This is a genomic window from Acidimicrobiales bacterium, from assembly GCA_035531755.1.
Lineage (GTDB): Bacteria > Actinomycetota > Acidimicrobiia > Acidimicrobiales > UBA8190 > DATKSK01.
Map to the genome: position 1 here is coordinate 1 of DATKSK010000038.1, position 24,435 is coordinate 24,435.

26 protein-coding genes and 1 rRNA gene are annotated in these 24,435 nt (G+C 73.7%); 5 read left to right on the forward strand and 22 right to left on the reverse strand.

What is annotated here, in order from left to right:
• The 10 genes from VMV22_07825 to argC all read right to left on the reverse strand — a co-directional run.
• Positions 1-409: ribosomal RNA gene (locus VMV22_07825) — 16S ribosomal RNA — on the reverse strand; the annotation flags it as partial.
• Between the two features lie 481 nt (positions 410-890).
• Positions 891-1,574, reverse strand: coding sequence for a DNA-3-methyladenine glycosylase (locus VMV22_07830; GenBank protein HUY22236.1), 684 nt, complete (start codon positions 1,572-1,574; stop codon positions 891-893).
• Positions 1,571-3,259, reverse strand: coding sequence for an argininosuccinate lyase (argH, locus tag VMV22_07835; protein ID HUY22237.1), 1,689 nt, complete (start codon positions 3,257-3,259; stop codon positions 1,571-1,573). Before argH ends, VMV22_07830 begins: the two co-directional genes overlap by 4 nt.
• Entirely contained in the window at positions 3,256-4,512 is a 1,257-nt protein-coding gene (locus VMV22_07840; GenBank protein ID HUY22238.1) for an argininosuccinate synthase, read from the reverse strand. Before VMV22_07840 ends, argH begins: the two co-directional genes overlap by 4 nt.
• Positions 4,512-5,006, reverse strand: a complete 495-nt coding sequence (argR, locus tag VMV22_07845) for an arginine repressor (GenBank protein ID HUY22239.1) — start codon at positions 5,004-5,006, stop codon at positions 4,512-4,514. Before argR ends, VMV22_07840 begins: the two co-directional genes overlap by 1 nt.
• Positions 5,003-6,001, reverse strand: coding sequence for an ornithine carbamoyltransferase (locus tag VMV22_07850; protein HUY22240.1), 999 nt, complete (start codon positions 5,999-6,001; stop codon positions 5,003-5,005). The genes argR and VMV22_07850 overlap by 4 nt, the downstream gene beginning before the upstream one ends.
• Entirely contained in the window at positions 5,998-7,215 is a 1,218-nt protein-coding gene (locus tag VMV22_07855) for an acetylornithine transaminase (GenBank protein HUY22241.1), read from the reverse strand. Before VMV22_07855 ends, VMV22_07850 begins: the two co-directional genes overlap by 4 nt.
• Positions 7,212-8,129, reverse strand: a complete 918-nt coding sequence (argB, locus tag VMV22_07860) for an acetylglutamate kinase (protein HUY22242.1) — start codon at positions 8,127-8,129, stop codon at positions 7,212-7,214. The genes VMV22_07855 and argB overlap by 4 nt, the downstream gene beginning before the upstream one ends.
• Positions 8,126-9,295 carry a bifunctional glutamate N-acetyltransferase/amino-acid acetyltransferase ArgJ gene (argJ, locus tag VMV22_07865; protein ID HUY22243.1) on the reverse strand — a complete coding sequence of 390 codons (1,170 nt, stop codon included), beginning with the start codon at positions 9,293-9,295 and terminating at the stop codon, positions 8,126-8,128. The genes argB and argJ overlap by 4 nt, the downstream gene beginning before the upstream one ends.
• Complete coding sequence (gene argC, locus VMV22_07870) at positions 9,292-10,305, reverse strand: N-acetyl-gamma-glutamyl-phosphate reductase (protein HUY22244.1); 1,014 nt, start codon at positions 10,303-10,305, stop codon at positions 9,292-9,294. Before argC ends, argJ begins: the two co-directional genes overlap by 4 nt.
• A 132-nt stretch (positions 10,306-10,437) precedes the next feature.
• Between argC and VMV22_07875 the strand changes: the two genes are divergently transcribed.
• The gene (locus VMV22_07875) at positions 10,438-10,818 is read left to right on the forward strand and encodes a hypothetical protein (GenBank protein ID HUY22245.1); all 381 of its coding nucleotides are present in this window, start codon (positions 10,438-10,440) and stop codon (positions 10,816-10,818) included.
• A 48-nt stretch (positions 10,819-10,866) separates the two neighbouring features.
• On the opposite strand, the gene VMV22_07880 is transcribed toward VMV22_07875, so the two are convergent.
• The gene (locus tag VMV22_07880; GenBank protein HUY22246.1) at positions 10,867-11,289 is read right to left on the reverse strand and encodes a thioesterase family protein; all 423 of its coding nucleotides are present in this window, start codon (positions 11,287-11,289) and stop codon (positions 10,867-10,869) included.
• Here VMV22_07880 and VMV22_07885 point away from each other — a divergent pair.
• Both VMV22_07885 and VMV22_07890 read left to right on the forward strand, forming a co-directional pair.
• Entirely contained in the window at positions 11,288-11,965 is a 678-nt protein-coding gene (locus tag VMV22_07885) for a GNAT family N-acetyltransferase (protein ID HUY22247.1), read from the forward strand. The two genes, VMV22_07880 and VMV22_07885, sit on opposite strands and share 2 nt — an antisense overlap.
• A gap of 123 nt (positions 11,966-12,088) precedes the next feature.
• Positions 12,089-12,799, forward strand: a complete 711-nt coding sequence (locus VMV22_07890) for a hypothetical protein (protein HUY22248.1) — start codon at positions 12,089-12,091, stop codon at positions 12,797-12,799.
• Positions 12,800-12,873: 74 nt separating this feature from the next.
• Here the strand turns inward: VMV22_07890 and VMV22_07895 are convergent, their stop codons facing one another.
• Positions 12,874-13,761: an alpha/beta hydrolase gene (locus VMV22_07895; GenBank protein HUY22249.1), complete on the reverse strand. Its 888-nt coding sequence runs from the start codon at positions 13,759-13,761 to the stop codon at positions 12,874-12,876.
• Positions 13,762-13,853: 92 nt separating this feature from the next.
• On the opposite strand from VMV22_07895, the gene VMV22_07900 reads away from it, so the two are divergent.
• Complete coding sequence (locus VMV22_07900; GenBank protein HUY22250.1) at positions 13,854-14,687, forward strand: TauD/TfdA family dioxygenase; 834 nt, start codon at positions 13,854-13,856, stop codon at positions 14,685-14,687.
• A 64-nt stretch (positions 14,688-14,751) separates the two neighbouring features.
• On the opposite strand, the gene VMV22_07905 is transcribed toward VMV22_07900, so the two are convergent.
• From VMV22_07905 to infC, 8 genes are all read right to left on the reverse strand, one after another.
• Positions 14,752-15,729, reverse strand: a complete 978-nt coding sequence (locus VMV22_07905; protein ID HUY22251.1) for a cytochrome c oxidase assembly protein — start codon at positions 15,727-15,729, stop codon at positions 14,752-14,754.
• The gene (locus VMV22_07910) at positions 15,726-16,565 is read right to left on the reverse strand and encodes an SCO family protein (GenBank protein HUY22252.1); all 840 of its coding nucleotides are present in this window, start codon (positions 16,563-16,565) and stop codon (positions 15,726-15,728) included. The genes VMV22_07905 and VMV22_07910 overlap by 4 nt, the downstream gene beginning before the upstream one ends.
• A 135-nt stretch (positions 16,566-16,700) precedes the next feature.
• Positions 16,701-19,214: a phenylalanine--tRNA ligase subunit beta gene (gene pheT, locus VMV22_07915; GenBank protein ID HUY22253.1), complete on the reverse strand. Its 2,514-nt coding sequence runs from the start codon at positions 19,212-19,214 to the stop codon at positions 16,701-16,703.
• Positions 19,215-19,221: 7 nt separating this feature from the next.
• Positions 19,222-20,307: a phenylalanine--tRNA ligase subunit alpha gene (pheS, locus tag VMV22_07920; GenBank protein ID HUY22254.1), complete on the reverse strand. Its 1,086-nt coding sequence runs from the start codon at positions 20,305-20,307 to the stop codon at positions 19,222-19,224.
• Positions 20,304-21,056, reverse strand: coding sequence for an RNA methyltransferase (locus VMV22_07925; GenBank protein HUY22255.1), 753 nt, complete (start codon positions 21,054-21,056; stop codon positions 20,304-20,306). Before VMV22_07925 ends, pheS begins: the two co-directional genes overlap by 4 nt.
• Positions 21,057-21,121: 65 nt before the next feature.
• Complete coding sequence (gene rplT, locus VMV22_07930; GenBank protein ID HUY22256.1) at positions 21,122-21,523, reverse strand: 50S ribosomal protein L20; 402 nt, start codon at positions 21,521-21,523, stop codon at positions 21,122-21,124.
• A 96-nt stretch (positions 21,524-21,619) separates the two neighbouring features.
• On the reverse strand, positions 21,620-21,814 hold the full coding sequence (gene rpmI / locus VMV22_07935; protein ID HUY22257.1) for a 50S ribosomal protein L35: 195 nt from the start codon (positions 21,812-21,814) through the stop codon (positions 21,620-21,622).
• 1 nt (position 21,815) lies between these two features.
• A complete protein-coding gene (infC, locus tag VMV22_07940) occupies positions 21,816-22,526 on the reverse strand; it encodes a translation initiation factor IF-3 (GenBank protein ID HUY22258.1) in 711 nt (236 codons plus the stop codon).
• A 193-nt stretch (positions 22,527-22,719) separates the two neighbouring features.
• Here infC and VMV22_07945 point away from each other — a divergent pair, with 193 nt between their 5' ends.
• Positions 22,720-23,235, forward strand: a complete 516-nt coding sequence (locus VMV22_07945) for a hypothetical protein (GenBank protein ID HUY22259.1) — start codon at positions 22,720-22,722, stop codon at positions 23,233-23,235.
• Between the two features lie 55 nt (positions 23,236-23,290).
• Here the strand turns inward: VMV22_07945 and VMV22_07950 are convergent, their stop codons facing one another.
• Positions 23,291-23,527: a hypothetical protein gene (locus VMV22_07950; GenBank protein ID HUY22260.1), complete on the reverse strand. Its 237-nt coding sequence runs from the start codon at positions 23,525-23,527 to the stop codon at positions 23,291-23,293.
• 19 nt (positions 23,528-23,546) lie between these two features.
• On the reverse strand, positions 23,547-24,419 hold the full coding sequence (hisG, locus tag VMV22_07955) for an ATP phosphoribosyltransferase (protein HUY22261.1): 873 nt from the start codon (positions 24,417-24,419) through the stop codon (positions 23,547-23,549).
• Positions 24,420-24,435 lie beyond the last annotated feature (16 nt).

Genomic DNA, 24,435 nt, shown 5'->3' on the forward strand with positions numbered 1-24,435 from the left:
ACGCGGCGTTGCTGCGTCAGGCTTTCGCCCATTGCGCAAGATTCCCCACTGCTGCCTCCCGTAGGAGTCTGGGCCGTGTCTCAGTCCCAGTGTGGCTGATCGTCCTCTCAGACCAGCTACCCGTCGGTGCCATGGTAGGCCGTTACCCCACCATCAAGCTGATAGGCCGCGAGCCCCTCCCAAAGCGGAATCCATTTCCTCACCAGGCCATGAGACCCGGTGGGGGTATCCGGTATTAGCTCCGGTTTCCCGGGGTTATCCCGGTCTTTGGGGCAGGTTGCTCACGTGTTACTCACCCGTTCGCCACTAGGTCTTCACCAGTGTTGCCACCGGATGGACCTCGTTCGACTTGCATGTGTTAGGCACGCCGCCAGCGTTCGTCCTGAGCCAGGATCAAACTCTCCGTCGAGATCTCCGCACCCACCTCCGGGCACCCGAACCGAAGCGCGGGGGCGTCGAGGGCGGAAGCGACGATCTGGAGAGCCGGCTTGGGGCTGACTTCCCCCAGTTGCCGACTGGCACAGCACGGTTGTTGTTGTCCGTGACAGTGCTTAATTTCTGTGCACAACCGTCCGGCACGCCGAAGCGCACCGGTGCGGTTGCCCGCACTGGCTTTTGGCTCTCACTGTTCCGTTTTCAAGGAGCGACGCGGCACGCACCGTGTGGCGTTGGTGCCGAGCACCCGCGGTTGGTCTCCCAACCGGGGGTTCATCATCGTACCGGTGCGGCCCGGAGGTGTCAAAGGCGCCTGCCGGGGCACCGGCGGGCCCGTGCTGCACCCGCCGGGGGCAGGATACCGCCCCCGGCGGGGTACGTCTCCCCCGGCGTCGCCGACGACATGACCCACCGGGTGCGCAGCGACCGATCCGTTCCTCGACGGGACCCGACGGTCACCGCCGGTGGACGGCCGGCCGCGCTCGGGCCCTCGACACGTTGGGGTCGCCCGGCACCCAGAGCCGCCACGGCAGGTCGGCGGCCTGGCGGATGCCCACCCGGCCCGAGACCCCGGGCGTCGCCGGGGGTGGCACCCCGTCGTCGACGAGCCGCAGCCCGCCCCGGCCCGTGACCAGGTCGGCGCCGTCCTCGTCGCGCCCGATGCCCATGGCCTGGCACAGCCGCGCCGGGCCGCTCGCCAGGTCACGGTCGCAGGCCGACCTGGAACCCGACCCGGACCCCGGTGCCGGACGGCCGCCCCGTCCGGCCGCCCACGCCGTGCGGGCGGCCCGCATCTCCTCGAGCCCGTCGACGGGAGCCAGGGCACGCAGGAGCACCGCCCCGGCCACGCCCTCGGGCATGCACACGACGTTGGCACAGAAGTGCATGCCGTAGGTGAAATAGACGTAGAGCCGCCCGGGGGGGCCGAACATCGTGGCGTTGCGCGCCGTGCGGCCCCGGAAGGCGTGCGAGGCCGGATCCTCGCCGCCCCGGTACGCCTCCACCTCCACGATCCGGCCGGCGCGCCCGCCCCGCACCAGCAGCTTGTTGAGCAGCACCGGCGCCAGCACCAGGGGGTCGACCTCGTAGAACCCCCGCGGCAACGGCACGCGGCGGGCCCGGGCGGCTGCGGCGCTCACGTCTCCTTGGACGGGCCCGGGGCCCCGCGGCGCCCGCCGCCACCCCGCGCCCGCGGCTTGCCCCCGCCCGGCCTGGCGCCGCCCGGCTTGCCGGCGCCGGGCCTGGCACCCCCGGAGCCGCCGGCGTCACCCGCACCATCGCCCGGCCCGCCGACCCCGCCGACCCCGCCGACCCCGCCGACGACCCCGCCGGCACCACCTCCGCCAACCACACCACCGACGCCCCCCGCACCACCGACGCCGGCGCCACCGGCCACGCCACCGCTCAGGCCGTGGGCACCGCCCCCCATCACGTGGGCGGCCGCGGCGGCGTGGGTCACGCGCTGGCGATCCAGGTCGAGACGCACACGGAACCGTTCCAGCTGCACGGCCACCGGCTTCGGCCCCGCACCCCCCGGAGAGGTCCGGCGCGTCACGGCCACCCCGGGCTCGAGCAGTCCGAGGGCGTCGGTGCCGAGCGCGGGGTGCGACTGCACGAGCTCGGCCAGCGGCACGCCGCGCTGCAGCGAGTCGCGCACCAACGAGCCCACCACGGCGTGCGCCTGGCGGAAGGGCGTGCCCCGCTCCACCAGCCACTCCGCCAGGTCGACGGCCGCGGCGGCGGGACCGTCAGCCGCTTCGCGCATCCGGTCGGTGTCGAAGTGCGCCGTGCCGAGCATCCCCGTGACGGCGGGCAGTGCCCGCGTCACCTGGTCGACGGCGTCGAACAGCGGCTCCTTGTCCTCCTGCAGGTCGCGGTTGTACGCGAGGGGCAGCCCCTTGAGCGTCGCCAGGATCCCGGCCACGTGCCCGATGAGGCGGCCCGTCTTGCCCCGGGCGAGCTCGGCCACGTCGGGGTTCTTCTTCTGGGGCAGCATCGAGCTCCCCGTGGCGTAGGCGTCGTCGAGGACGAGGAAGCCGAACTCCTCGCTCGACCACAGCACGAACTCCTCCCCCAGGCGCGACAGGTGCACGCCGAGGAGTGCGAGGTCGAAGAGGGCCTCGGCCACGAAGTCGCGGTCCGACACGGCGTCGAGGGAGTTCTCGAACCGGCTCCCGAAGCCGAGGTCGCCGGCCACCGCCTCGGGGTCGAGGGGCAGCGACGACCCGGCCAGGGCCCCGGCCCCGAGCGGGCTCACGTCCATGCGCACCACGCTGTGCAGCACCCGGTCCACGTCGCGCGCCAGCGCCCACCCGTGCGCCAGCAGGTGGTGCGACAGCAGGACCGGCTGGGCGCGCTGCATGTGGGTGTACCCGGGCAGGTAGGCGTCACCGGCCTCCACCGCCCGGCGAAGCAGGGTCTCCTGCAGTTCGATCACGGCCGCCGCCACGTGCAGCAGCTCCCGGCGGGTGTACAGGCGCAGGTCGGTGGCGACCTGGTCGTTGCGGCTCCGACCGGTGTGGATCTTCGCCCCGACGTCGCCGGCGAGCTCCGTCACCCGTCGCTCGACGGCAGTGTGGATGTCCTCGTCACCCGCCTGGAAGACGAAGATCCCCGACGCCAGCTCCTCCTCCACGCGGTCGAGCGCGGTCAGGAGGATCGCGGACTCCCCGTCCTCGAGCACTCCCGCCCGGGCCAGGCCCCGCACGTGGGCACGCGATCCCGTGAGGTCGTCGCCCGCCAGCCGCCGGTCGAAGGGCAGGCTCACCGTGAACGCCATGACCTCGTCGGCGGTGCCGCCGAGGCGCCCCTCCCACAGGGTCATGTCGGGCCTCCCGGCGCACCGGCGGCTCCGGTGGCACCCGCAGCACCGGCGTCGTCACCGGGCTGGCGCGGGACGCCCTGGCGCGCCGCCCACGTGGCCACGCCGAGGCCCCACAGGCGCACGAACCCCTCGGCATCGGCGTGCTCGAAGGTGTCGGCGGCGTCGTAGGTGGCGAGCCCGTGGTCGTAGAGCGACACGGGGCTGCGCCGGCCCGTCACCATGCAGCTGCCGGGCGACAGCGCCAGGCGGACCTCACCGGTGACGTGGCGCTGCGTCGTGGCGAAAAAGGCGTCGAGGGCCTCCTTGAGCGGTGAGAACCACAGGCCGTCGTAGACGAGCTCGGCCCAGCGGGGCTCGAGGCGCGCCTTCTCGTGGGCCACGTCGCGCTCGAGCGTGAGGTCCTCCAGGTCGGAGTGCGCCATCACCAGCGCCAGCGCGGCCGGGCATTCATAGGTCTCGCGGCTCTTGATCCCCACGCGGCGGTTCTCGACCATGTCGATGCGGCCCCAGCCGTACGAGCCGACGACCGCACCGACCTCGGCGATCAGGGCGGGCAGGGCGAGCTGCCGGCCGTCCACCGACACCGGGACGCCGGCCTCGAACCCGATCACCAGGTCCCGCGGCTCGACAGCCGTCGGGCGCGTGAGGGTGAAGACGTCAGGGGGCGGCGCCGCCCAGGGGTCTTCGAGCGCGCCGCACTCGATGGCCCGGCCCCACAGGTTCTCGTCGATCGAGTACAGCTTCTCCTTCGTCGCCTCCACCGGGATGGAGTGGCGCGCCGCGTACACGATGCAGTCCTCGCGCGTCATGCCCCACGTCCGGGCGGGCGCCAGGATCTCGAGGTCGGGGGCCAGCGTGCGCGTCCCCACCTCGAACCGGACCTGGTCGTTCCCCTTGCCCGTGCAGCCGTGGGCCACGGCGTCCGCCCCGTGCCGGCGCGCCTCGGCGACCAGATGGCGCACGATCACCGGCCGAGACAGCGACGACACCAACGGGTACTTGCCCTCGTACAGGCCGTTGGCGGCGATGGCCGGAGCGACGTAGTACTCCGCCATCTCGGCGCGGGCGTCGATGACGACGGACTCCACGGCGCCGGTGTCGAGGGCGCGTCGCCGCACCGACTCGAAGTCGCCGCCCTGGCCGACGTCCACGGCCACGGTCACCACCTCGACCCCGAGCTCCTCCTGCAGCCACTTCACCGCGACGGAGGTGTCGAGGCCTCCGCTGTAGGCCAGCACCACTCGCTTCGCCATCACCGTGCTCCGTTCGTTCCTGCGCCGTTGGTCCCCGCCAGCCCGGCGATCCGCTGGGCGACCACGGCGCCTCCGTGGTCCTCGGCCGCCACCACGAGGACCGTATCGTCCCCCGCCACCGTGCCGATCACGCCCTCGAACCCGCTGCGGTCGAGCGCCGAGCCCACCACGTGGGCCGACCCCGGGGGCGTACGCAGCACCACCAGGTTGGCCGAATGCGTGACCTCCACCACCCACTCCCCCAGGACGCGCCGCAGGTGGTCCTCGGGCGCCACCTGCCGGGCGGGCAGCTCCGGGAGGGCGTAGACGCTCTCGCCCCCCGCCACGCGCACCTTCAACGCGCCCATCTCCTCGAGGTCGCGCGACACCGTGGTCTGCGTGGCCTCCACACCGTCGGCCGAGAGCAGCGCCACCAGCTGGGCCTGGCTCGTGACCGCGTGGGTCTCGAGCAGCCGGGTGATGCGATGCTGGCGCTGGGGCTTGCCGAGCTTCACCGCGAGCCGTCCCCGCCCGGGCCCAGGAGCCAGGCGAGCAGCCCCCGCACGGCATGCATGCGGTTGGCGGCCTGACGCCACACCACGCTGCGGGGCCCCTCGAGCACCCCGGCGCTGATCTCCTCGCCGCGGTGCGCCGGCAGGCAGTGCAGGACCACGGCGTCGGGGGCGGCGTGGGCGAGCAGGTCGTCGTCGACGGTGAAGCCGGCGAACGCCGTGCGCCGCAGGGCGGCCTCCTCCTCCTGGCCCATCGACGTCCACACGTCGGTGTAGAGGGCGTCGGCGCCGCTGGCGGCCTCGGCGGGGTCCGACGTCACCTCGATGTCGCCACCCAGCGCGGCCACGCGGGCGAGGTCGTCACCGTCGGGGCCGTACCCGTCGGGCGACGCCGTGCGCAGGCGGATCCCCGTCATGGCCGCCGCCAGGGCGAGCGACCGCCACACGTTGTTGGCGTCGCCGACGTACGCGACCGTCCGGCCCTCGACGTCGCCGAAGACCTGGCGCAGCGTGAGCAGGTCGGCGAGGGCCTGACAGGGATGGGCGAGGTCCGACAGGAGGTTGACGACCGGCACCGCCGGGCCCGCCGTCTCTCCCGACGACCGCGTCTCTCCCGACAGATCCGACGGCGTCGCGTCCGCGCCGCCGTCGCGGGCGGCGTCGAGCGCGGCCGCCATGCGGACCAGGACGCCGTGGTCGACGACGCGGGCGCACACCACGGCGTGGTAGCAGGCCAGGGTGCGAGCCACGTCTTCGGCCGTCTCGCGTTCGTCGATACCGACCTCGGCGCCCTGGACGTAGACGGGGTGACCGCCGAGCGCCACCACGGCGAGCTCCGTGGAGCTGCGCGTCCGGGCGGAGGGCTTCTCGAACACCAGCGCAGCACCCCTGCCCGCCAGCACTCTGGGCACCTCGGCCACCGGGAGCGCGGCGGTGGCGAGGACGTCGTCGAGCTCGTCGCACGACAGGTCGTCGATGTCGAGGAAATGGCGGGTCATACGGTTCGGGCCCCCTCGGCCGGGGCCGGCGCGCCGTGGACGTCCTCGAGCGCGGCGGCGAGGATCGCCAGGGCTTCGTCGATCTCGGCCTCGTTCACCAGCAGGGACGGAGCCAACCGGATGGTGTCGGGACGCGGGGCGTTGACCACGAGGCCCCGGGCCAGCGCGGCGGCGGTGACCTCTTTGGCCTCGTCGGCGCCGAGCGCGGCGCCGAGCAGGAGACCCGCCCCCCGCACGTCGTCGACCCCGTCGAGCGCTTCCAGCCCGGCGCGCAGCCGGGCACCGGCCCGGCGCGCCCGGGCCGGGACGTCCTCGGCCTCCATGACCGACAGGGTGGCGCGCGCCGCCGCGGTGGCGAGCGGCTGGCCGCCGAAGGTGCTGCCGTGGTCGCCCGGCGAGAACGCCGCCGCCACCTCGGCGCGCGCCCAGCACGCGCCCACGGGCACGCCGTTGCCGAGCGCCTTGGCCATGGTGACCACATCGGGCTCGATGCCCGCGTGCTGGAACGCGAACCACCGGCCGGTCCGCCCGAGGCCCGTCTGGATCTCGTCCACCATGAGCAGGATCCCCCGTTCGGTGCACAGCTCGCGGATCCCGCCGAGGTAGTCCGACGAGGGTGCGATGACCCCCGCCTCGCCCTGGATGGGCTCGACGAGCACCGCGGCGACGCGCGCCGGGTCGCAGACCGCGTCGAGGGCGTCGAGATCGTCGTAGGCCACGTGCTCGAAGCCCTCGGGCATGGGCGCGAACGGCGCGTGCTTCAGGGGCTGGCCGGTGGCGTGCAGCGTCGCCAGCGTGCGGCCGTGGAAGGCGTCCCACGTGCTGATCACGACGTGGCGCCCCGGGCCGGCCCACTTGCGGGCGAGCTTGAGGGCGCACTCGTTGGCCTCGGCCCCCGAATTGGTGAAGAAGACCTGTCCCCCGGCGCGCCGCTCACCTCCCCCGACGAGCCGGTCGAGCGTGCCCGCCACCTCCGGCCCCACGGTGTTCCCGAAGAGATTCGACACGTGCAGGAGGGTGCGCGCCTGCGCGGCCAGGGCGTCCGCCACGACCGGATGCGCGTGGCCGAGCGACGTCACCGCCAGTCCCGACAGGAAGTCGAGGTAGCGCCGGCCGTCGACGTCCCACAGCTCCGAGCCCGACCCCCGCGCGAAGGTGACGGGCGGGTCGGCGTAGGTGTGCATGAGGGCGCTGCGGTCGGGCCCGGTGCTCACGCCGCCACCCCGCCCGTCTCCGCCGATACCATCGTCCCCACCCCGCGGTCGGTGAACACCTCGAGCAGCAGGGCGTGGGGCACGCGGCCGTCGAGGATGTGGGCCCGCGCCACCCCGGCGCGCACCGCCCGGGCACACGCCTCGGCCTTGGGGATCATGCCCGACGAGGCCGCGCCCGAGGTGACCATGGCGTCGAGCTCGTCCACCGACACCGTCCGCAGCAGCGAGCCGGGGTCGGTGGGGTCCGAGCGCAGCCCCTCGACATCGGTGAGGAACACGAGCTTCTCGGCGTGCAGGGCGGCGGCGATGGCACCGGCCACGGCGTCGGCGTTGATGTTGTAGGTCTGCCCCTTGGCGTCACCCGCGATCGTCGCCACCACGGGAATGAGCCCCTGGGCCAGCAGCCGCTCGAGGATCGACGGGTCCACCACCTCGACGTCGCCGACGAAGCCGAGCGCGGCGTCCCGGGCGGTGGCGGTGATCATGTTGGCGTCCTCGCCCGACAGGCCCACGGCCAGCGACCCGTGGACGTTCATGGCCGACACGATCTCGCGGTTGACCTTCCCGACGAGCACCATGCTGGCGATCTCGAGCGTCTCGGCGTCGGTCACGCGCATGCCGTCGCGGAATTCCGGGACCTTGCCCAACCTGGCCATCATGTCGCCGATCTGGGGGCCGCCACCGTGGACGACGACGGGCAGCATGCCCACGGAGCGCATGAGGACCACGTCCTCGGCGAACGAGGCCAGGGCGTCGGACTCACCCGGCAGGGCCTCCCCGGCGACCCCGGCGGGTGCCAGGGCGTTGCCGCCGTACTTCACCACGACGATCTTCCCCCAGAAGCGCAGGATGTACGGGAGCGCCTCCACGAGGATGGCGGCGCGCTGGGAGGGAGCGAGGTCAGCCGCGCTCACGACGTCGTCCTGTTCTCGTCGATGTAGCCGTAGCCCAGGTCGGTCGTGAGCACGGCGGCGGCACCGGGGCCCAGCCCGAGGTCGCAGCGCAGCTCGAGGGCGCGTCCCGCCATGTGGGCGCGCACCGTCGCCTCGTCGTGCGCCACCGCGACGCCCTGGCGGCACACGGCCACGCCCCCGTACGACACCTCCACCCGGTCGAGATCGAAGGTGACGCCGGCCGAGCCCAGCTCGCTCACGACCCGTCCCCAGTAGGGGTCCTCCCCGTTGAGCGAGCACTTCACGAGCTGGGACTCCGCCACCTTGCGCGCGGCGCGGTGCGCCTCGTCGTCGGACGCCGCGCCCGTCACCACCACGTGGGCGAGCTTGGTGGCGCCCTCGGCGTCGGCCGCCATCATGCCGGCGAGCTCCGCGCAGGCCTGGGCCAGCGCGTCGGCGAGCACCGACGGTGCCGGCGCCGTCCCGCTCGCCCCGCTGGCCAGCGCGAGGACGGTGTCGTTGGTCGAGGTGCAGCCGTCGACGCTCAACCGGTTGAACGATCCCCCCACGGCCTCGCGCAACGCGTCGGTGAGTGCCGCCGGCTCGCACCGGGCATCGGTGGTGAGCACCGCGAGCATGGTCGCCATGTTCGGGGCGAGCATGGCCGCGCCCTTGGCCATGCCGCCGACGGTGAAACCGGCTGCGTCCACGGCCACCTCCTTGCGCATGGTGTCGGTGGTCATGATGGCGGTGGCGGCGGCCTGCGCGGCCGACGGCCCGGCGGCGCGCGCCGCCACCAGCGCGGGGATGCCGCGCTCCACCGGCTCCATCGGGAGGGGGATGCCGATCAGCCCGGTCTGGCACACGAGCACCTCGTCGGGCGAAGCGCCGAGGCCCTCCCCCACCAGTGCGCACATCCGCCGGGCGCCGGCCACGCCCGGTGCGCCGGTGGCGGCGTTGGCGTTCCCGCTCGAGAGCACCACGGCCACGGCCCGGCCGCCCGTGGCCGAAAGATGGGCCCGGCTCACCTGCACGGGGGCGGCGGCGGCGCGGTTGTCGGTGAAGACGCCGGCGGCGGCCACGGGGCCCGCTGCCGACGCCACCAGGGCGAGGTCGGGCGCGCCGGACGCCTTGATGCCACACGCCACGCCGGCCGCCACGAAGCCCTTCGGCGCCGTCACGCTCACGGGTACATCCCGATCGTGGAGAGCCCCCGGTCCTCGGGCAGCCCGAGGGCGATGTTGGCGCACTGCACCGCCTGGCCCGACGCTCCCTTGACGAGGTTGTCGAGGGCGCACAGCACGAGCACCCAGCCGGTGCGGGGGTCGACGCGCGCCGTGAGGTGGGCGCAGTTGGAGCCCTGCGTCGCCTTGGTGGAAGGCGACGCCTCGCTCACGAGGACGAAGGGCTCGTCGGCGTACGCGTCCTGCAGGATCCCGAGGACGTCCTCCGTCGTGGGCGCGTCGGCGGGGCGCGCGTAACACGTGGCCAGGATCCCCCGGTTCATGGGGGCGAGATGCGGCGTGAACAGCACGGTCGCGCCCGAGGCCTGCTCCATCTCCGGCGTGTGCCGGTGGCTCAGCAGGCCGTACGCGGTGAAGTCCTCGTCGACGGTCGTGAAATGCGTGGCGTGGGTGGCCGCACGCCCGGCGCCCGACACGCCACTGGCGGCGTCGACCACCACGCCGGTCGGGTCGATCGCACCCGCCCGCACCAACGGCGCCAGCGCCAGCGCCGCCGCCGTCGGGTAGCAGCCCGGGGCGGCCACGAGACGGGCCCCCTGGAGCTCTGCACGGAACAGCTCCGGCAGCCCGTAGGCGAAGTCGGCCAGCAGGCCCGGGGCGGCGTGCTCGTGGCCGTACCACTGCGGATAGGCGCCCGGGTCGCGCAACCGGAAGTCGGCGGACAGGTCGACCAGCACCCCGACCCGGCCCACGAGGTCGGGCACGAGGGCCTGCGAGGTGCCGTGCGGCAGCGCCAGGAACACGAGGTCCAGGCCCGCCAGGTCCTCCACCCCGACCACCGAGAGCTCGAGCCCCGGATAGGCGACGGCCAGCGAGGGGTACAGGGCCCCGACGAGCCGGCCGGCCTGGCTGTCGGCCCCGGCGAGGACGACCTCGAGGTCGGGATGGCCGGCACACAGGCGCAGGAGCTCCGCCCCCGTGTACCCCGACGCCCCCGCGATCCCCACCTTCACCCGCAAGAAAATACAGATCTCTGCATGGATATGCAAGCTCCCGGCGTCTCCATGCCGAGGCGGCCCGTTCCCTCGGTGCGACCACGAAAGAGGTATTTGACAGGTTTTCATGAGTTTTCGTAGACTCTCCTCATGGAGGTCGAGGTGGCCACGGTGCTCGAGGCGGCCCCGGGATTCGTGAGCCGGTACCTCGAGCTGGCCGAGGCGGCCGACGGTGACCCCGGCGCCCCGGCGGCGTTCACCGAGCTGGCCGACTACGTGGCCGAGCTCGCCGCCCGGATCGAACGCTTCCGACCCGCCCTGGCCGGGTGCCTCGCCGCCGTCGAAGCCGTGACCGGCACGTCCGAGGATGCCGACGAGCTTGTGGCCTGGGCCTTCCTGGACTCGCTGTCGCCCGAGGACCGTCGGCGGCTGGCCCCGTGGTTCGGGCCGCGTACCCGCGCCCTGCTCGAGGACGTCGACGGCGGGGACGTCGGCGCTTCCCTGGGCGCCGAGGAGCCCCGCCCCGGCTGACACCGATGACCCCCGGATGAGGGGCCCACGCCGGGCCCGGATGTGGGGTCAGGGACCGGCGCCGTCGACCCACCCGAGCGCGGCCCGCAACGCAGGCGGGATCTCGACCTTGCCCGAGCCGTCGGTGCCGACCGCCACGTACACGGTGCGCCCGGCGGCGACGGCGCGGGCCTCTGACATGACGTCGAACCGCAGCGTGAACGACGTCCGTCCGATGTGGGCCACGCCCACCTCCACCGCCGCGGGATCGCCGTATCCCAGCGGCCCGAACCAGTCGATCTCGGTGTGCACCACCTGGACGTCGACGCCGGTGTCGAGCATCTCGCCGTACGGCAGGCCGCCCTCGGCGAGGAAGGCCGTCATGGCGTCGTCGAAGTACGCCAGGTACCACATGTTGAACACGACACCCTGCGTGTCGACCTCCAGGTAGCGGACGTCGACGGGGAAGATGAACGGCTCGGGCCGCGCCATGCCCGAGTCTCGCACGTCGACCCTCGACTTCGACGCCCGCTTCGCCCCGCGGCTATATCTGGTCGCCATGCCGGGACCCATCCGCGTCGCCGACCGTGCCGACACCGCGCCGCTGGCAGCCAGCCTGGCGCGCGCCTTCTTCGACGACCCGGTGATGTCGTACCTCATCCCCGACGAGCCCACGCGCCGCCGCCGGGTGGCGGCATTCTTCGAGGCGGCCCTCGCGAACCAGCACCTCCCCCACGGCGCGTGCTATACGGACACCGACCGGGCGGGCGGCGCACTCTGGGACCCGCCGGGGCACTGGAAGATGAGCCTCGGGCAGATCGTCCGGGGCGCTCCCAAGATGATCGGCGCATTCGGCCGCAACGTGCCCAGGGCGCTGCGGCTGCTCTCCACGGTCGAGCGCCGGCACCCCGACAACGACCACTGGTACCTGGCCGTCCTCGGCACGGATCCGGTGCACCAGGGCAAGGGCATCGGATCGGCCCTGCTGCGACCGATCCTCGACCGGTGCGACCACGAAGGTCTGGGGGCCTACCTGGAGTCGTCCAAGGAGCGCAACATCGCGTTCTACCACCGGCACGGTTTCTCGGTCACCGGGGAGATCGTCTTCCCCGGTGGCCCCACCGTGTGGCCCATGTGGCGCGACCCCCGCCCGCCCCAGGAGCCCTGACCGTCGGCTCGGAGTAGAGGGCCCGAGGCAGGGGACCCGAGATAGAGGGCCCAAGATAGAGGGCCCGAGATAGAGGACAAGGCCCCTGTCGGGCGCTCGGACCGCAATCCATGCTGGATCTTCATGAACTCCTCGGTGGATCGTCGGCGTCTGTGGAAGTCGGTCGGCGTCGCCGTCCCCGTGGTGCTCGTGGTCGCGCTGTCGGGCTGCTCGTCGACGAGCCCGACCCGCGCCGGCACCACCTCGACCACGTCGGCGTCCTCGTCCACGACGGCCGCGACCACCTCGACGACCGGGGTCACCCCCGTCACCGCGGCCGGCGGGACGGTGGCCACGGGCAGCGTCACGTGCACCAACGTCACCGGGACGATCACCTTCACCCCGCCCCTGACCAACTCCGGCACCAGCGCCGAGGCGACCCGCATCTCTCTGGCGGCCGCCGGTTGCACCACTGCCGGATCGACCGGCATCCAGGTGGCGAGCGGCACGGCGACGGCCACCATCACGAGCCCGACCAACGGCTGCGTCAGCCTGTTGAGCTCCAAGCCCGTCGTCGTGGCCGTGGCATGGAGCCCGAGCTCGATCCACGCCAGCGTGGCGTCGTTCGGGGGCTACGCCATCGTGACCGACGCCGCCCAGCACACGGGGTTCGGCCTGCCCAACGCCAAGGGCACCGCCAGCGTGGACGGATCGTTCGCCGGCACCGACCACGGTGCCACGTCGACGGCCGCCACCTATTCCAGCCTCACGACCACGCAGCTCCTCACCGCCTGCGGGACGACGGCGGGACTGGCGGCACTCACCATCGCCTCGGGAACGGTGACGCTCTCCTGAGGCAGACGCGCTCCTGAGGCAGACGGGGCCCCGCCGGCCTCTCGCCACGTCACCAACCTCCCAACGAAGTACAGCTAGGCCAGGGCTTCAGCCACCGCCGACGCGAAACGAACGGGCGACTCGATCATCGGGTAGTGCCCGACCCCGTCGAGGAGGATGAGCCGGGCGTCCGGTCGGGCCGCGCCCAGCCGGGTCGCCATGTCGGCCACGGCGATCGGGTCGTCGGTGCCCCACACGATCCCCAGCGGCGAGGGGTGCTCCTCGATGGCACCGGTGTACCGGCTCTGGCTCCGGCGCCGTTCCTCGATGTAGCGGATGGTCCGGGGCAGCAGGAGATGGCCGCCGTCGTGCGCGATCAGCTCCCACGCCGCCGCCAGCTCCGCCCCGTCGACCGTCGCCCCGGGGCTGAACGTCGCTGCCAGGCTCGCCGCCAGCGAGGCACCGTCGATGCCCGCGTCCTCGGGCAGCCGGGCATCGGGGAGCGACAGCAGCAGCTCCTGGCCGGCGGTGAGGTGCGCCATCTCGATGTAGATGCTCCCGTTGGTGACGACCCGGCGCGTCACCTCCACCCGCCATCGGCCCTCGACGGCGCGCGCCAGGAGCTCCCCGCCGACGGTGTCGCCCATGTCGTGGCTGAGCAGGGCGAGCCTCGACACGCCGGCCTGGGCCACGAACGCCTGGGCCGTGTCCGCTTGGGCGTCGATCGTGTAGGCGCGGTCGGGCTTGGCCGAGAGCCCGTACCCGAGCATGTCGAACAGCAGCACGCGACGGTGTTCGGCCAGGGTGTCGAGGACGAGATGGAAGTCGAACGAGCACGTCGGGAAACCGTGCAGGACGAGCAGTGGCTCGAGGGTCTCCTCACCTCGGGGCGCCACGTCCATGGTGAAGACCCGCGTCCCGCCCAGGGTGCGGTACTCCCCCCGCTCCTCCCACGCCGCCATGGAGGCCGACCGCCCCGTCATCGATCGAGACAGTAGGCGACAGGCGCCGGGCACGAGGTGGCCGCCACGAGCCGGGTGCGCCCGTGGCCGGTGGGTTCCTAAGCTACGGGCCCGTGCCCGGCATCGAGTTCGTCCCGCTCACCACGGTCCTGGGTGCCGAGGGGTCGGGCGTCCACCTCGCCCGTGGTCCCGACGACTCGACGGTGGAATCGATCCGCGCCGCCCTGCTCCGGCACAAGGTGGTGTTCTTCCGCGGCCAGTCGCTCGACCCCGCGGCCCTCACGGCGCTCGCCCGCCGCTTCGGGGAGCCCACCGAGGCCCATCCGGTGGAGCCGAGCGTCGAGGGCCACCCCGAGGTGCTGGCACTCGACTCGGAGGAGGGCGCCCGCGCCGACGTCTGGCACAGCGACCTCACCTTCCAACCCGAGCCGCCCATGGGGGCGATGCTGCACGCCGAGGTCGTCCCGCCCGTGGGCGGGGACACCATCTGGTCCGACATGGCCGCCACGTACGAGGCGCTGTCGCCGCCGCTGCAACGCTTCCTCGAAGGGCTCACCGCCTCGCACACCCCCGCCAACGCCGGCGCGTACTTCGCCCAGCGCGACGCGGCCGGGGACAAGGCGTCGCTCACCGCGGCGTCGGGGCCCGTCCACCACCCCGTCGTGCGCGTCCACCCCGAAACCGGTCGCAAGAGCGTGTTCGTCAATCCCCTCTTCACCGCCAAGATCGACGGGCTGCGCCGGCGCGAGAGCGACGCGCTGCTGTCGTTGGTCCTCGACCTCGCCACCCAGCCCGAGCGCCTCGTCCGGTGGCACTGGCGCCAGGGGGACCTCGCCTTCTGGGACAACCGCTGCACCATGCACTACGCGCTGCTGGACTTCTCGGGCCGCCGCGCCATGACGCGCGTGGCGCTCCGGGGCGACCGGCCCACGGGTGTGGGCCGGTAGGGTCCGGGCTCGACACCGGGGGCCCGGGCGACGTCGCCTGGTGCGCCCGGCGTGGCGTCGCTCGTCAGCGTGCGGTGTGATCGAGGGTCGTCACGGCCTCGACCCCGCCGGGGGCGCTCGTGGCGGCCGGTGCGGGGTCCGGCGCCGACGCCCACGGCACCGCGAAGTCCCGTTCGCCGTCGTCCGCGTCGTCGAGTAGCCGGTCGGCCCGCACCGCACGGCGCTCCTCGGCCCTCATCCACTGGAAGACGATGATGGCCATGGCGACGACGGTCGTGAGCTCGCCCACGACCCACAGCAGGGCCCCGCCGCGGTGGGTGTCGGCCACGGAATGGAATTGGGCGGCGATCGACGTGCGGGCACCGGTGAGGGCGATGCCGAGCACGGCGTTGACGGGGATGCCGACGGCGAGGATGGCGAGCTTGACGGGGTGCGTCAGGCGCCACCGGGACGGGTCGAGGCCGACGACCAGCCACCAGAACAGGCACCCCGACACGAGGAAGTGGAGATGGCTCAGATCGTGCAGCCAGGGGTGCCGGAGCGAGAGCGCGTAGAAGGGGGTGAGGAAGTAGCCGACCATGGTGCCGTAGGCCACGAGCACCACGAACACGGGGCTCGTGACGAACTCGACGAGCCCGACGTGCAGGACCCGGAGCAGTCCGCGTTGGGTGCGACGACTCGATGCCTGCAGCGCCAGCGTGACCGGCGCTCCCAGCGCCAGGAGGATCGGTGCGAAGTTCATGAGCAGCAGGTGCTGGACGACGTGCACCGCGAACACCTGGTCGTCGTAGGAGGCCAGGCCGGACTGCGCGGCGACGATCACGAGCACCGAGCCGGCGAGGAACGACACCGTGCGACGCCGCGACCACCGCCGCCCGCGTCGGGCCAGTCGCCGCACCGACACCAGGTACCACGTCACCAGGGCCACCTCGATGGCGAGGGCCACCAGGCTGAGGGGGTCCGTCTGCCACCCCGTCAGCAGCGTGTGCAGCCGCACGGCGGGCGACACGGCATCGGCGACGACCACGGCGGCCGCCGTCACCCGATCGCCGGGACGGCCCGGCCCGCCACCCAGCCGACGGCCTGGAGCCCGTCGGCGACCGTCCACGCGTTCGCCGCAGGCGCGCCCAGGTCGTGCACTCCCTGGGTCGACAGCATGGACCGGAGTCGGCGCTCCAGGGCCCTGCCGCGCAGGTTCGGCGCCGCCGCGGTGACGAAGCGCTCGTGCTGGTGCGCGTCGAGGACGATGAAGCCGTCGGAGTGGTCGACGTCGTAGGTGTACGGCGCGCCGGTCTGCCAGTCGAGACCGGGCGGCGAATCCTCGGGTACCTTCTGGGAGTACACCCCGAAGTGGTGCCACAGAGAGCCGAGGGTGCCGGCCGTGCCCGTCAGCAGCGGCCAGTCCGCCCCCGTCACGTGGGCATAGGCGGCGAGCCGCGTCGGCGTGTCGCGCCCGGGATCGACGCTCACCTCGGCGAAGACGACCGTTCCGGCCAGGCCGGCGGCCCGCACGGCCTGCTGCATCTGGAGGAGGGCGCCCGTGGTGATGGGGCAGGTCTCCTGGCACGACGTCAGGAAGGGCGTGAGGACCACGATCTTGTCCCGGAAGGCCGACAGCGACGTGGTCCGCCCGTGCTCGTCCACGAGGGGCAGGTTCAGCACGGACGCCGGCACGACCACGTCCTCGGCGATGCCCACCGACGGCGACGGCGGCCCCGGCCGGGTAGTGGCGCCGAAGGAGACGGCGAGGCCGAACACACCCCCGGCGAGGACGACGGCGGCGGCCACCACCGCCGCCACCGTGCGTCGGGTGCGGGTGGGAACGAGGCCGGGCACGTCACCCGCGCCGCCGGCCCTGGCCGTCTGGAGGCTCACCATCCCCGATCGACGGTAGCCCCGCGCCCTGATCGGGTGCACATCGCCCCCGACGCCGACGGCACCGCGCCCGTCGCCCGCCGCAGCGCGATCCCCGGTCCCCCGACGTGCCCGGACGGTGCGCCGGACACCGCGACCTCAGCCCCGGAGCCGAGCGCCGTGGGCGCGCTCGACGGCGGCGATGCACCGGGCCCGCAGCTCGGCCACCTCCTCGTCGGTGAGGGTGTGGTCGAGTGCGCACAAGCGCATGCGGAACGCCAGGCTCCGTGTGCCCTGCTCGGTCCCCACCCCTCGGTAGACGTCGAACAACGCCAGCGACTCGAGCAGCTCGCCGCCCGCGGCGTGCAACGTGGCCTCGACCGCCGCCGCCGGGACGTCCTCGTCCACCGTGAAGGCGAGGTCCACGTCGCTCGAGGGGAACCTGCTCACGGGTCGCAGCAGGGGGCTGCGGCGCGGAGCCTCTGACAACAAGGCGCCGAGGTCGACCTCGAGCCACCCGACGCGGCGGCGCCCGGCGTCGAGCCCGAAGGCCTCGAGCACGCCGGGGTCCACCTCACCCACGACGCCGATCGCCCGGCCCCCGCCCGCGGCGTCGGCCGCCAGCACGAGGCGCGTCACCCGGGTGGGGTGCATGCCGGGGGGGACGGCATCCCCGCCGGCGCCCCCGCCGGAACCGTCGCCGGGACCGGGGGCCTGCATCTCCACACCGTCGATCCCGAGGGCGTCGGCCAGCGCGTGCCACGTGGCCGCCGCCCGCCGGGCGTCGTCGCCCTCGGCGGCGAGCGCAACCGCCAGGACCTCGCGCTCGTCGATCACCGTCTGGCCGGCGCGCGCCAGGGCCGCGGCCACGCGGTCGGGGCCCGGCGGGGGGAAGACATGGCCCACTTCGAACAGGCGGACGTCGTCCTGGCGGCGATCGGCGTTGAAGGCCAGGGCCCGCAACATCCCGGGCAGCAGGCTCTGGCGCAGCACGACCTCGTCGGGGGTGAGCGGGTTCGCCACCCGGACACCGCCCTCGATCCCCACCCGGGGGTGGTCGTCGGGGCCGAGCAGCGACGGCGTCCAGGCCTCGTGCACGCCGAGCCCCACCACCACGTCGCGCACCAGGCGGCGCTCGCGCTGGTACGGGGTGAGCCGCCCGACCTGCGGTGCGAACGGCCGGCGTCGGGGGATGCGGGAGTAGCCGTGGTGCCGGGCGACCTCTTCGACGACGTCGATCTCCCGCGCCGTGTCGGGGCGGAACGTCGGGACGGTCACGTCGAGCACGCCCGCCGAGGCCGCCTCGCAGGTGAAGCCGAGGGGGCGCAGGTACGTGGTGATGCGGTCCTGGTCGAGGTCGCTGCCGAGCACGGCGTTGAGCCGTGCTGTGCGCAGGCGCACGCGCGCCGGCCCCGGAACCGGTCCGCGCACGTCGACGACACCGTCGGCGAGGCGGGCGCGCTCCCCCGCGGTGGCAGCGAGGAGCTCGCACAGGCGCAGCGCGGCACGGTCGATCCCCTCGGGGTCACAGCCGCGCTCGAACCGGGCCGAGGCCTCGGATCGCAGGTTGAGCCGCTTGGACGTCCGGGCGATGGCCATGGGGGCGAAGTACGCCGCCTCGAGCAGGACCCGGCTCGTCGCCGCGGAGATCTCGGAGCTCGCCCCGCCCATCACCCCACCGATGCCCAGCGGAACGTCCTCGGCGTCGCAGATCAGGCAGTCGCGTCGGTCGTCGCCGGGCCCCACGGCGCGCTCCCCCATCCGCCGCTCCACGCCGTCGAGCGTGGTCACGCGCTCGCCGGGCCGCGCGGCGCGCACCCGCAACCCGTTGCCCGCCACCCGGTCGAGGTCGTAGGGGTGCGTCGGCTGCCCGAGGTCGAGCATCACGTAGTTCGACGCGTCCACGACGTTGTTGATGGGCCGCATGCCCGCCAGTGTGAGGCGGCGCGCCACCCAGTCCGGGGAGGGCCCCACCTGCACGTCCAGCAGCACCCGGGCGGTGAAGCGGGGGCACAGGTCGTCGTCGAGCACATCGACGCCGGCGAGCGACGATGCGGGCACGGCCGTGTCGATCGCCGGAGCGGCCGGCTCGGGGATGGCGAACGGCAGGCGCAGGGCGGCGGCCAGGTCGCGGGCCACGCCGGCGACGCACCACGCGTCCGGCCGGTTGGCCTCGACGGCGATGTCGAAGACCACGTCGGGCCCGACCCCCAGGGCGTCCACCAGCGCCGTGCCGGGGACGAGGCCGTCGCCGGCGGCGGCGCCGAGCACGAGGATCCCCTCGTGGTCCTCGGACAGGCCCAGCTCGCGCCCCGAGCACAGCATCCCGTTGGAGACGACGCCTTTCATCGTGCGCCGGGTGATGGCGAAGTCACCGGGGAGCACCGAGCCCACCGGCGCGAACGGGACGGTGTCGCCCTCCACGAAGTTCCACGCCCCGCACACCACCTCGACGGGGTCGCCACCGGCGTCGACCACGACCCGCCGGATCTTGTCGGCTCCCGGGATCGCGGCGATCTCCAGGACGCGCGCCAGCACGACGTCACCGAGCCCGTCGCCCACGGGGACGATCTCCTCGACGACCAGGCCGAGGTCGTCGAGGGCCGCCGCCAGGTCGGCGGGGTCACCCTCGAAGGGGGCGAAATCACACATCCACGACAGCGGCACGCGCACGGTGGCCTCAGACCTGCCGGAGGACGCGCACGTCGTTCTCGAGCAGGATGCGCATGTCGGGGATCTCGTGGCGCATCTGTGCGCACCGGTCGATGCCGAAGCCGAAGGCGAAGCCCGTCCACTCCTCGGGGTCGAGGCCCACGGCGCCGAACACGGCGGGGTCGACCATGCCGCACCCGCCGAGCTCGATCCACCCTGTCTGCGAGCACGTCCGGCACCCGGCGCCCTTGCAGATCGTGCACGTGATCTCGTACTCGGCCGAGGGCTCGGTGAACGGGAAGTAGGCGGGTCGCAGCCGGGCGTGGATGTCGGGCCCGAAGTAGGCCCCGGTGAAGGTCTCGATGGTGCCCGCCAGGTCGGCGAAGCTGATGCCGCGGTCCACGACCAGTCCCTCGATCTGGTGGAAGGTCGGGATGTGGCGGGCGTCGGGCGTGTCGCGCCGGTAGCACGTACCGGGCATGACGGCGAAGATCGGCGGGGGCTGTGACTGCATGAGTCGGATCTGCACGGGGGAGGTGTGCGTCCGCAGGAGCACCGTCTCGGTGGCGCCCAGCTCGAGGTAGAGGGTGTCCCACATCCCCCGCGCCGGGTGCGCGGGCGGCATGTTGAGCGCCTCGAAGTTGTACCAGTCCGTCTCCGCCTCGGGGCCTTCGGCGATGACGAACCCCATGCCCACGAACACGTCCTCGAGCTCGTCGCGGGTGCGCTGCACCAGGTGGGGCCGGCCGCGCCGGGGCGGGGCGACGACCTCGGTCAGGTCCAGCCGGTCCGCCTGGAGCCGCGCCGTCCGCTGCGCGCCCTGCAGCTGGCGCCGCCGGTCGGCCACGAGCGCCTCGATGCGCCCGCGGGCCTCGTTGAGCAGCTGCCCGGCCTCCGGACGGGCCGAGGGCTCGAGCGTGGCGATGGCCTGGCGGGCCGACACCAGCGCCGAGCGCTTGCCCAGCAGCGCGGTCTGGGCCTCGTCGAGCTCGGCCAGGGTGGCGCTCGCCGCCACGCTCGAGGCCGCCGCCGACACGAGCGCCTCGGGGTCGAGGCGCGGCGGGCCGGCGCCCCCGTCCCCGCTCTCGCTCTCGCCCGCGCCCGGCGTCGTCATCGGGCCTCGCCCATGGCGTGCAGGTTAGAGCGCGTGCGCGCCACCTCGAAGCAGAGCACGGCGGCCGCCGTGGACACGTTGAGCGACTCCGCCCCGCCCGCCATCGGGACCGTGACCCGGGCGTCGAGGAGCCCCTCGAGCTCGGGAGCGATGCCGTTGGCCTCGTTGCCGAGCACGAGCGCCACCCGTCGGGTCAGGTCGACTTCCGTGTAGGGCGACCCGCCGCGCGACACCGCCGCCACGCGCGCCAGCCCGAACCCGCCGAGGGCGCGCAGCGCCTCTTCGGCCCTGCCCGTGGCGACGACCGGCAGGTGCAGCACCGAGCCCGCCGAGGCGCGGACCGTCTTGGGGTTGAACGGGTCGACCGTCCCGTCGCAGCACACCACGGCGTCGGCGCCCGCGGCGTCGGCCACGCGGATCACGGCCCCGGCGTTGCCCGGGTCGCGGACGTCCGCGCACACGACCACGAAGGTGGCCTCCGACAGCTCGCCGAGCGTCGCCGGCGGTGTGCCGACGATCGCCAGCACCGGCTGCGGCGTGACGGTGTCGGCCACCCGGTCGAGGACCCCGGGCGCCAGGTCGAAGACACGTGCCCCGTGGGCGAGCGCGGTGTCGAGCACCTCGGCGACGTCAGGCCCGGGCCGGGCGGCGCCGTCGACGAAGACCGCCTCCACCGTGGCGCCGGCGGTGAACGCGGCGCGCAGCAGCTTGACCCCCTCGACGACGAAGACACCCTCCGAGCGGCGCACACTGCGCCGGCGCAGCAGCCGGCGCAGGCGCTGGACCCGCTGGTGCGAGAAGGCCAGCGCTGTCGTCAGGACGCGTCCCCGGCCTCCGCCCCCACCGGCGTGGGGGCCCCGTCGGCCAGCGCCGAGGTGGCCACCCCGACGAGCTGCGAGAAGGCGCCCGGGTCGGTCACCGCCAGGTCGGCGAGGACCTTGCGGTCGACGACGACCTCCGCCTGCCGGAGGCCGGCGATCAGCCGGCTGTAGCTGGTGCCGTTCTCGCGGGCGGCGGCGTTGATCCGCTGGATCCACAACCGGCGGAAGTCACCCTTGCGCGCCCGGCGGTCGCGGTACGCGTACTGCAGGGAGTGCATGACCGCTTCGTTGGCCGAGCGGAAGCTGCGGCTGCGATTGCCGTAGTAGCCCTCTGCCTGCTCGAGGACGGCGCGACGGTGCTTCTTGCCGTTGACGGCGCGCTTCACCCTGGCCATGAGGAGCTCCTTTCGTGGACGAGATCGATTCCCCGGGCACGGCGCCGGGCGCCGCGACCCGGGAGGCGGGCCGGGGCCCGCCCTGGGGTTGCGCCGTTACCGACCGAGCAGGCGCCGCACCTCGCGGCGGTCCGCCGGGGACACCTCGACTTCCCGCCCCAGGCGGCGCGTGCGGACGCTCGATTTCTTCTCGAGGATGTGTGACCGGTTGGCCTGCCGGCGCCGCAGCCGGCCCGTCCCCGTGATCTTGAAGCGCTTGGCGGCGCCCCGGTCGGTCTTCATCTTCGGCATCTCAGTTCCCTTCCTCGCCGCCGGGTGCCGTACCACCCGGAGGCGCACCCGCCGTGTCGGCAGGCGCTCCACCGTCGGTGCCTGCCGGGCCCGCTCCCCCGGTCGCCACCGCCGTCGGCGGCGGCGCGCCGGCCTCGACCGGGCCGTCGTCCTCGTGCTGTGCGGCCCGGGCGGCGGCCGCCTGCTTGGCCCGCTTGTCCGGTGCCAGCACCATCACCATGTTCCGACCGTCGAGCCTCGCCTCGGACTCCACCCTCGCCGCCCCGTCGACATGCTCGGCCACCCTGTCGAGGATCTTCTTGCCGAGCTCGGGATGGAACACCTCGCGACCCCTGAACATGATCGTGACCTTGACCTTGTGCCCCTCGTTCAGGAACTTGAGGACCTGTCGGGTCTTGGTGTCGAAGTCCCCGGGCCCGATCTTGGGCCGGTACTTCATCTCCTTGATCCCGACACTGGTGGTCTTGCGCCTGGACTCCTTGGCCTTCTGCGCCTCGTCGAACTTGTACTTGCCGTAGTCCATGACGCGGCAGACGGGCGGGTTGGCCAGGGGCGCTACTTCGACCAGGTCGAGGTCGAGCTGGCGGGCGATTGCGAGCGCCTCGGGCAGCGGCCGTATCCCGAGCTGCTGGCCCTCGGGGTCCACCAGGCGCACGTCGCGTGCGCGGATACGGTCGTTGATCCTGGGCTCGGTCGTCGTCGGTGTGGCGATGCGACATCACTCCCATCGTTGCTGGGCCCCGGGTCTCCCCGGAGCCGTTGGCGGAAGCGCGGTCGCAACCCTCGGTGCCCGCCGTGACGGGCCACCGCGAGAACCCGACGCACCGTCACTCGGTGGCGGGTGGGGGTGCCCCGGTGGCGCGACCCCGCTTTCCCTGTTGACTCGAGGTTCTACGCTACCAGGCGTGAGCAGCCTCTGGACACCTGACGGCGAGCACCGCGTCCGTCCCACCGACTCCCCGGCGGCGCCCCCGACCGGTCCGCCCGGGGGCGCCCCCCCGGGCGACGCGGGTGCCGGGAGCGGCTCGGCGCCGGGGGCGGGTGGTGGCGCGCCGGGCGCGGGGGCCCGCCGTGACGATCCCGACCTCGACGATGTCGACCTCGACGACCTCGGCCCCGAGGAGCAGGCCGCGCTGGCGAGCCGCCTCGACGAGCTTCGCCGCCAGCTGCTCGGGACACCGGCCGAGGTCGTCGTGGCCAACCACGCCTACGGCCTCTTCGAGCTGGCCGCCATCCACCTGTCGCAGCAACCGCCGGGCCTCGACCAGGCACGACTCGCCGTCGACGCCATGGGATCGCTGGTGGAGGGCATGGCGGGTCGCCTGGGCGACGCCGAGACCTCGCTGCGCGACGCCCTGGCGCAGATCCGGCTGGCCTTCGTCGAGATCGGCGGGCCACCCGACGCCGACGGGCAGCCCTGACGCCGCACCCCGGCAGCCGGCGCGGTGCGGGCCGCGCCCACCTCGGCGCCGTTCGTCAGTCCGCGGGGAGCGGCGTCACGGCGCGCGCCTCGTAGCGCCCCCCGTGCCCGGCCGTCACGATGAACACCACCCGGGTGCCCACCGCCACCACCCGGGACCCGTCGGCCACGGCCGTGCAATGGAACGGGTAGCTCGTGCCGTCGTCGCCGCGCAGGGAGCCGAGCCCTCTGGGCTCGTCGAATTCGGTGACCACGCCGGTCACCGGCGCCCGCGGGCCCCCTCGTGTGCGCACCACGGCCTCTCCGGCCCCCTCAGTGCACGATCTTCGACAGCGCCAGCTCGATGATGTCGGTGGCGCCACGGTCCTTCAGGGCCGGGATCAGGATGTTCACCTCGGACTTGGGCACGACCGTCTCGACCGCGAAGCCGCCGCCGGACAGCTCCGACACGGTCGGTGACTTGAGCGCCGGCAGGACCGAGACCACCGCCCGGAGCTCGTCGGCGGACACGTTGAGCTTGAGCAGTACCTTGCCCCGGGCCTCGAGGGCACCCTGGAGCAGCGTCATCAGGTGGTCCATGGCGAGGCGCTTGCGCGCGTCGGAGGCGGCGGCGGGATTGGCGATGAGCTCGGTGCGCGACACGAGGAGCGTGTCCACGATGCGCAGGCCGGCGGCGGCCAGGGCCCGCCCCGTCTCGGTGATCTCGACGACGGCGTCGGCGATGTCGGGGATCTTCGCCTCGGTGGCGCCGTAGGAGATGCGCACGTCGGCGTGGACACCGTGCTTCTCGAGCACCCGCCGGGTGAGCTCGGGGTACTCGGTGGACACCCGCGCCCCGTCGGGGAGGTCGGCGGCGGACGTGACCGGCGAGTCCCTGGCCACGGCCAGCACCACCCGGATCGGGTTGGCGGTGGCCTTGGAGTACGCCAGCTCTCCGAGCGAGAGCACCTCGGCGCCCGTCTCCTCGATCCAGTCGCGCCCGGTGATGCCGAGGTCGAACTTGCCCTCGGCCACGTACCCCGGGATCTCCTGCGGCCGCAGGATGCGCACCTCGTCGACACGCGGGTCGTCGATCCGGGCCCGGTAGTCGACGTCGGACCCCCGCACGACGGCGAGGTCGGCCGCCGCGAACAGCTCGAGGGTGGCCTTTTCGAGCGAGCCCTTGGGCAGGACGAGCCGCAGCACGGTGGCGCTCCCCGGG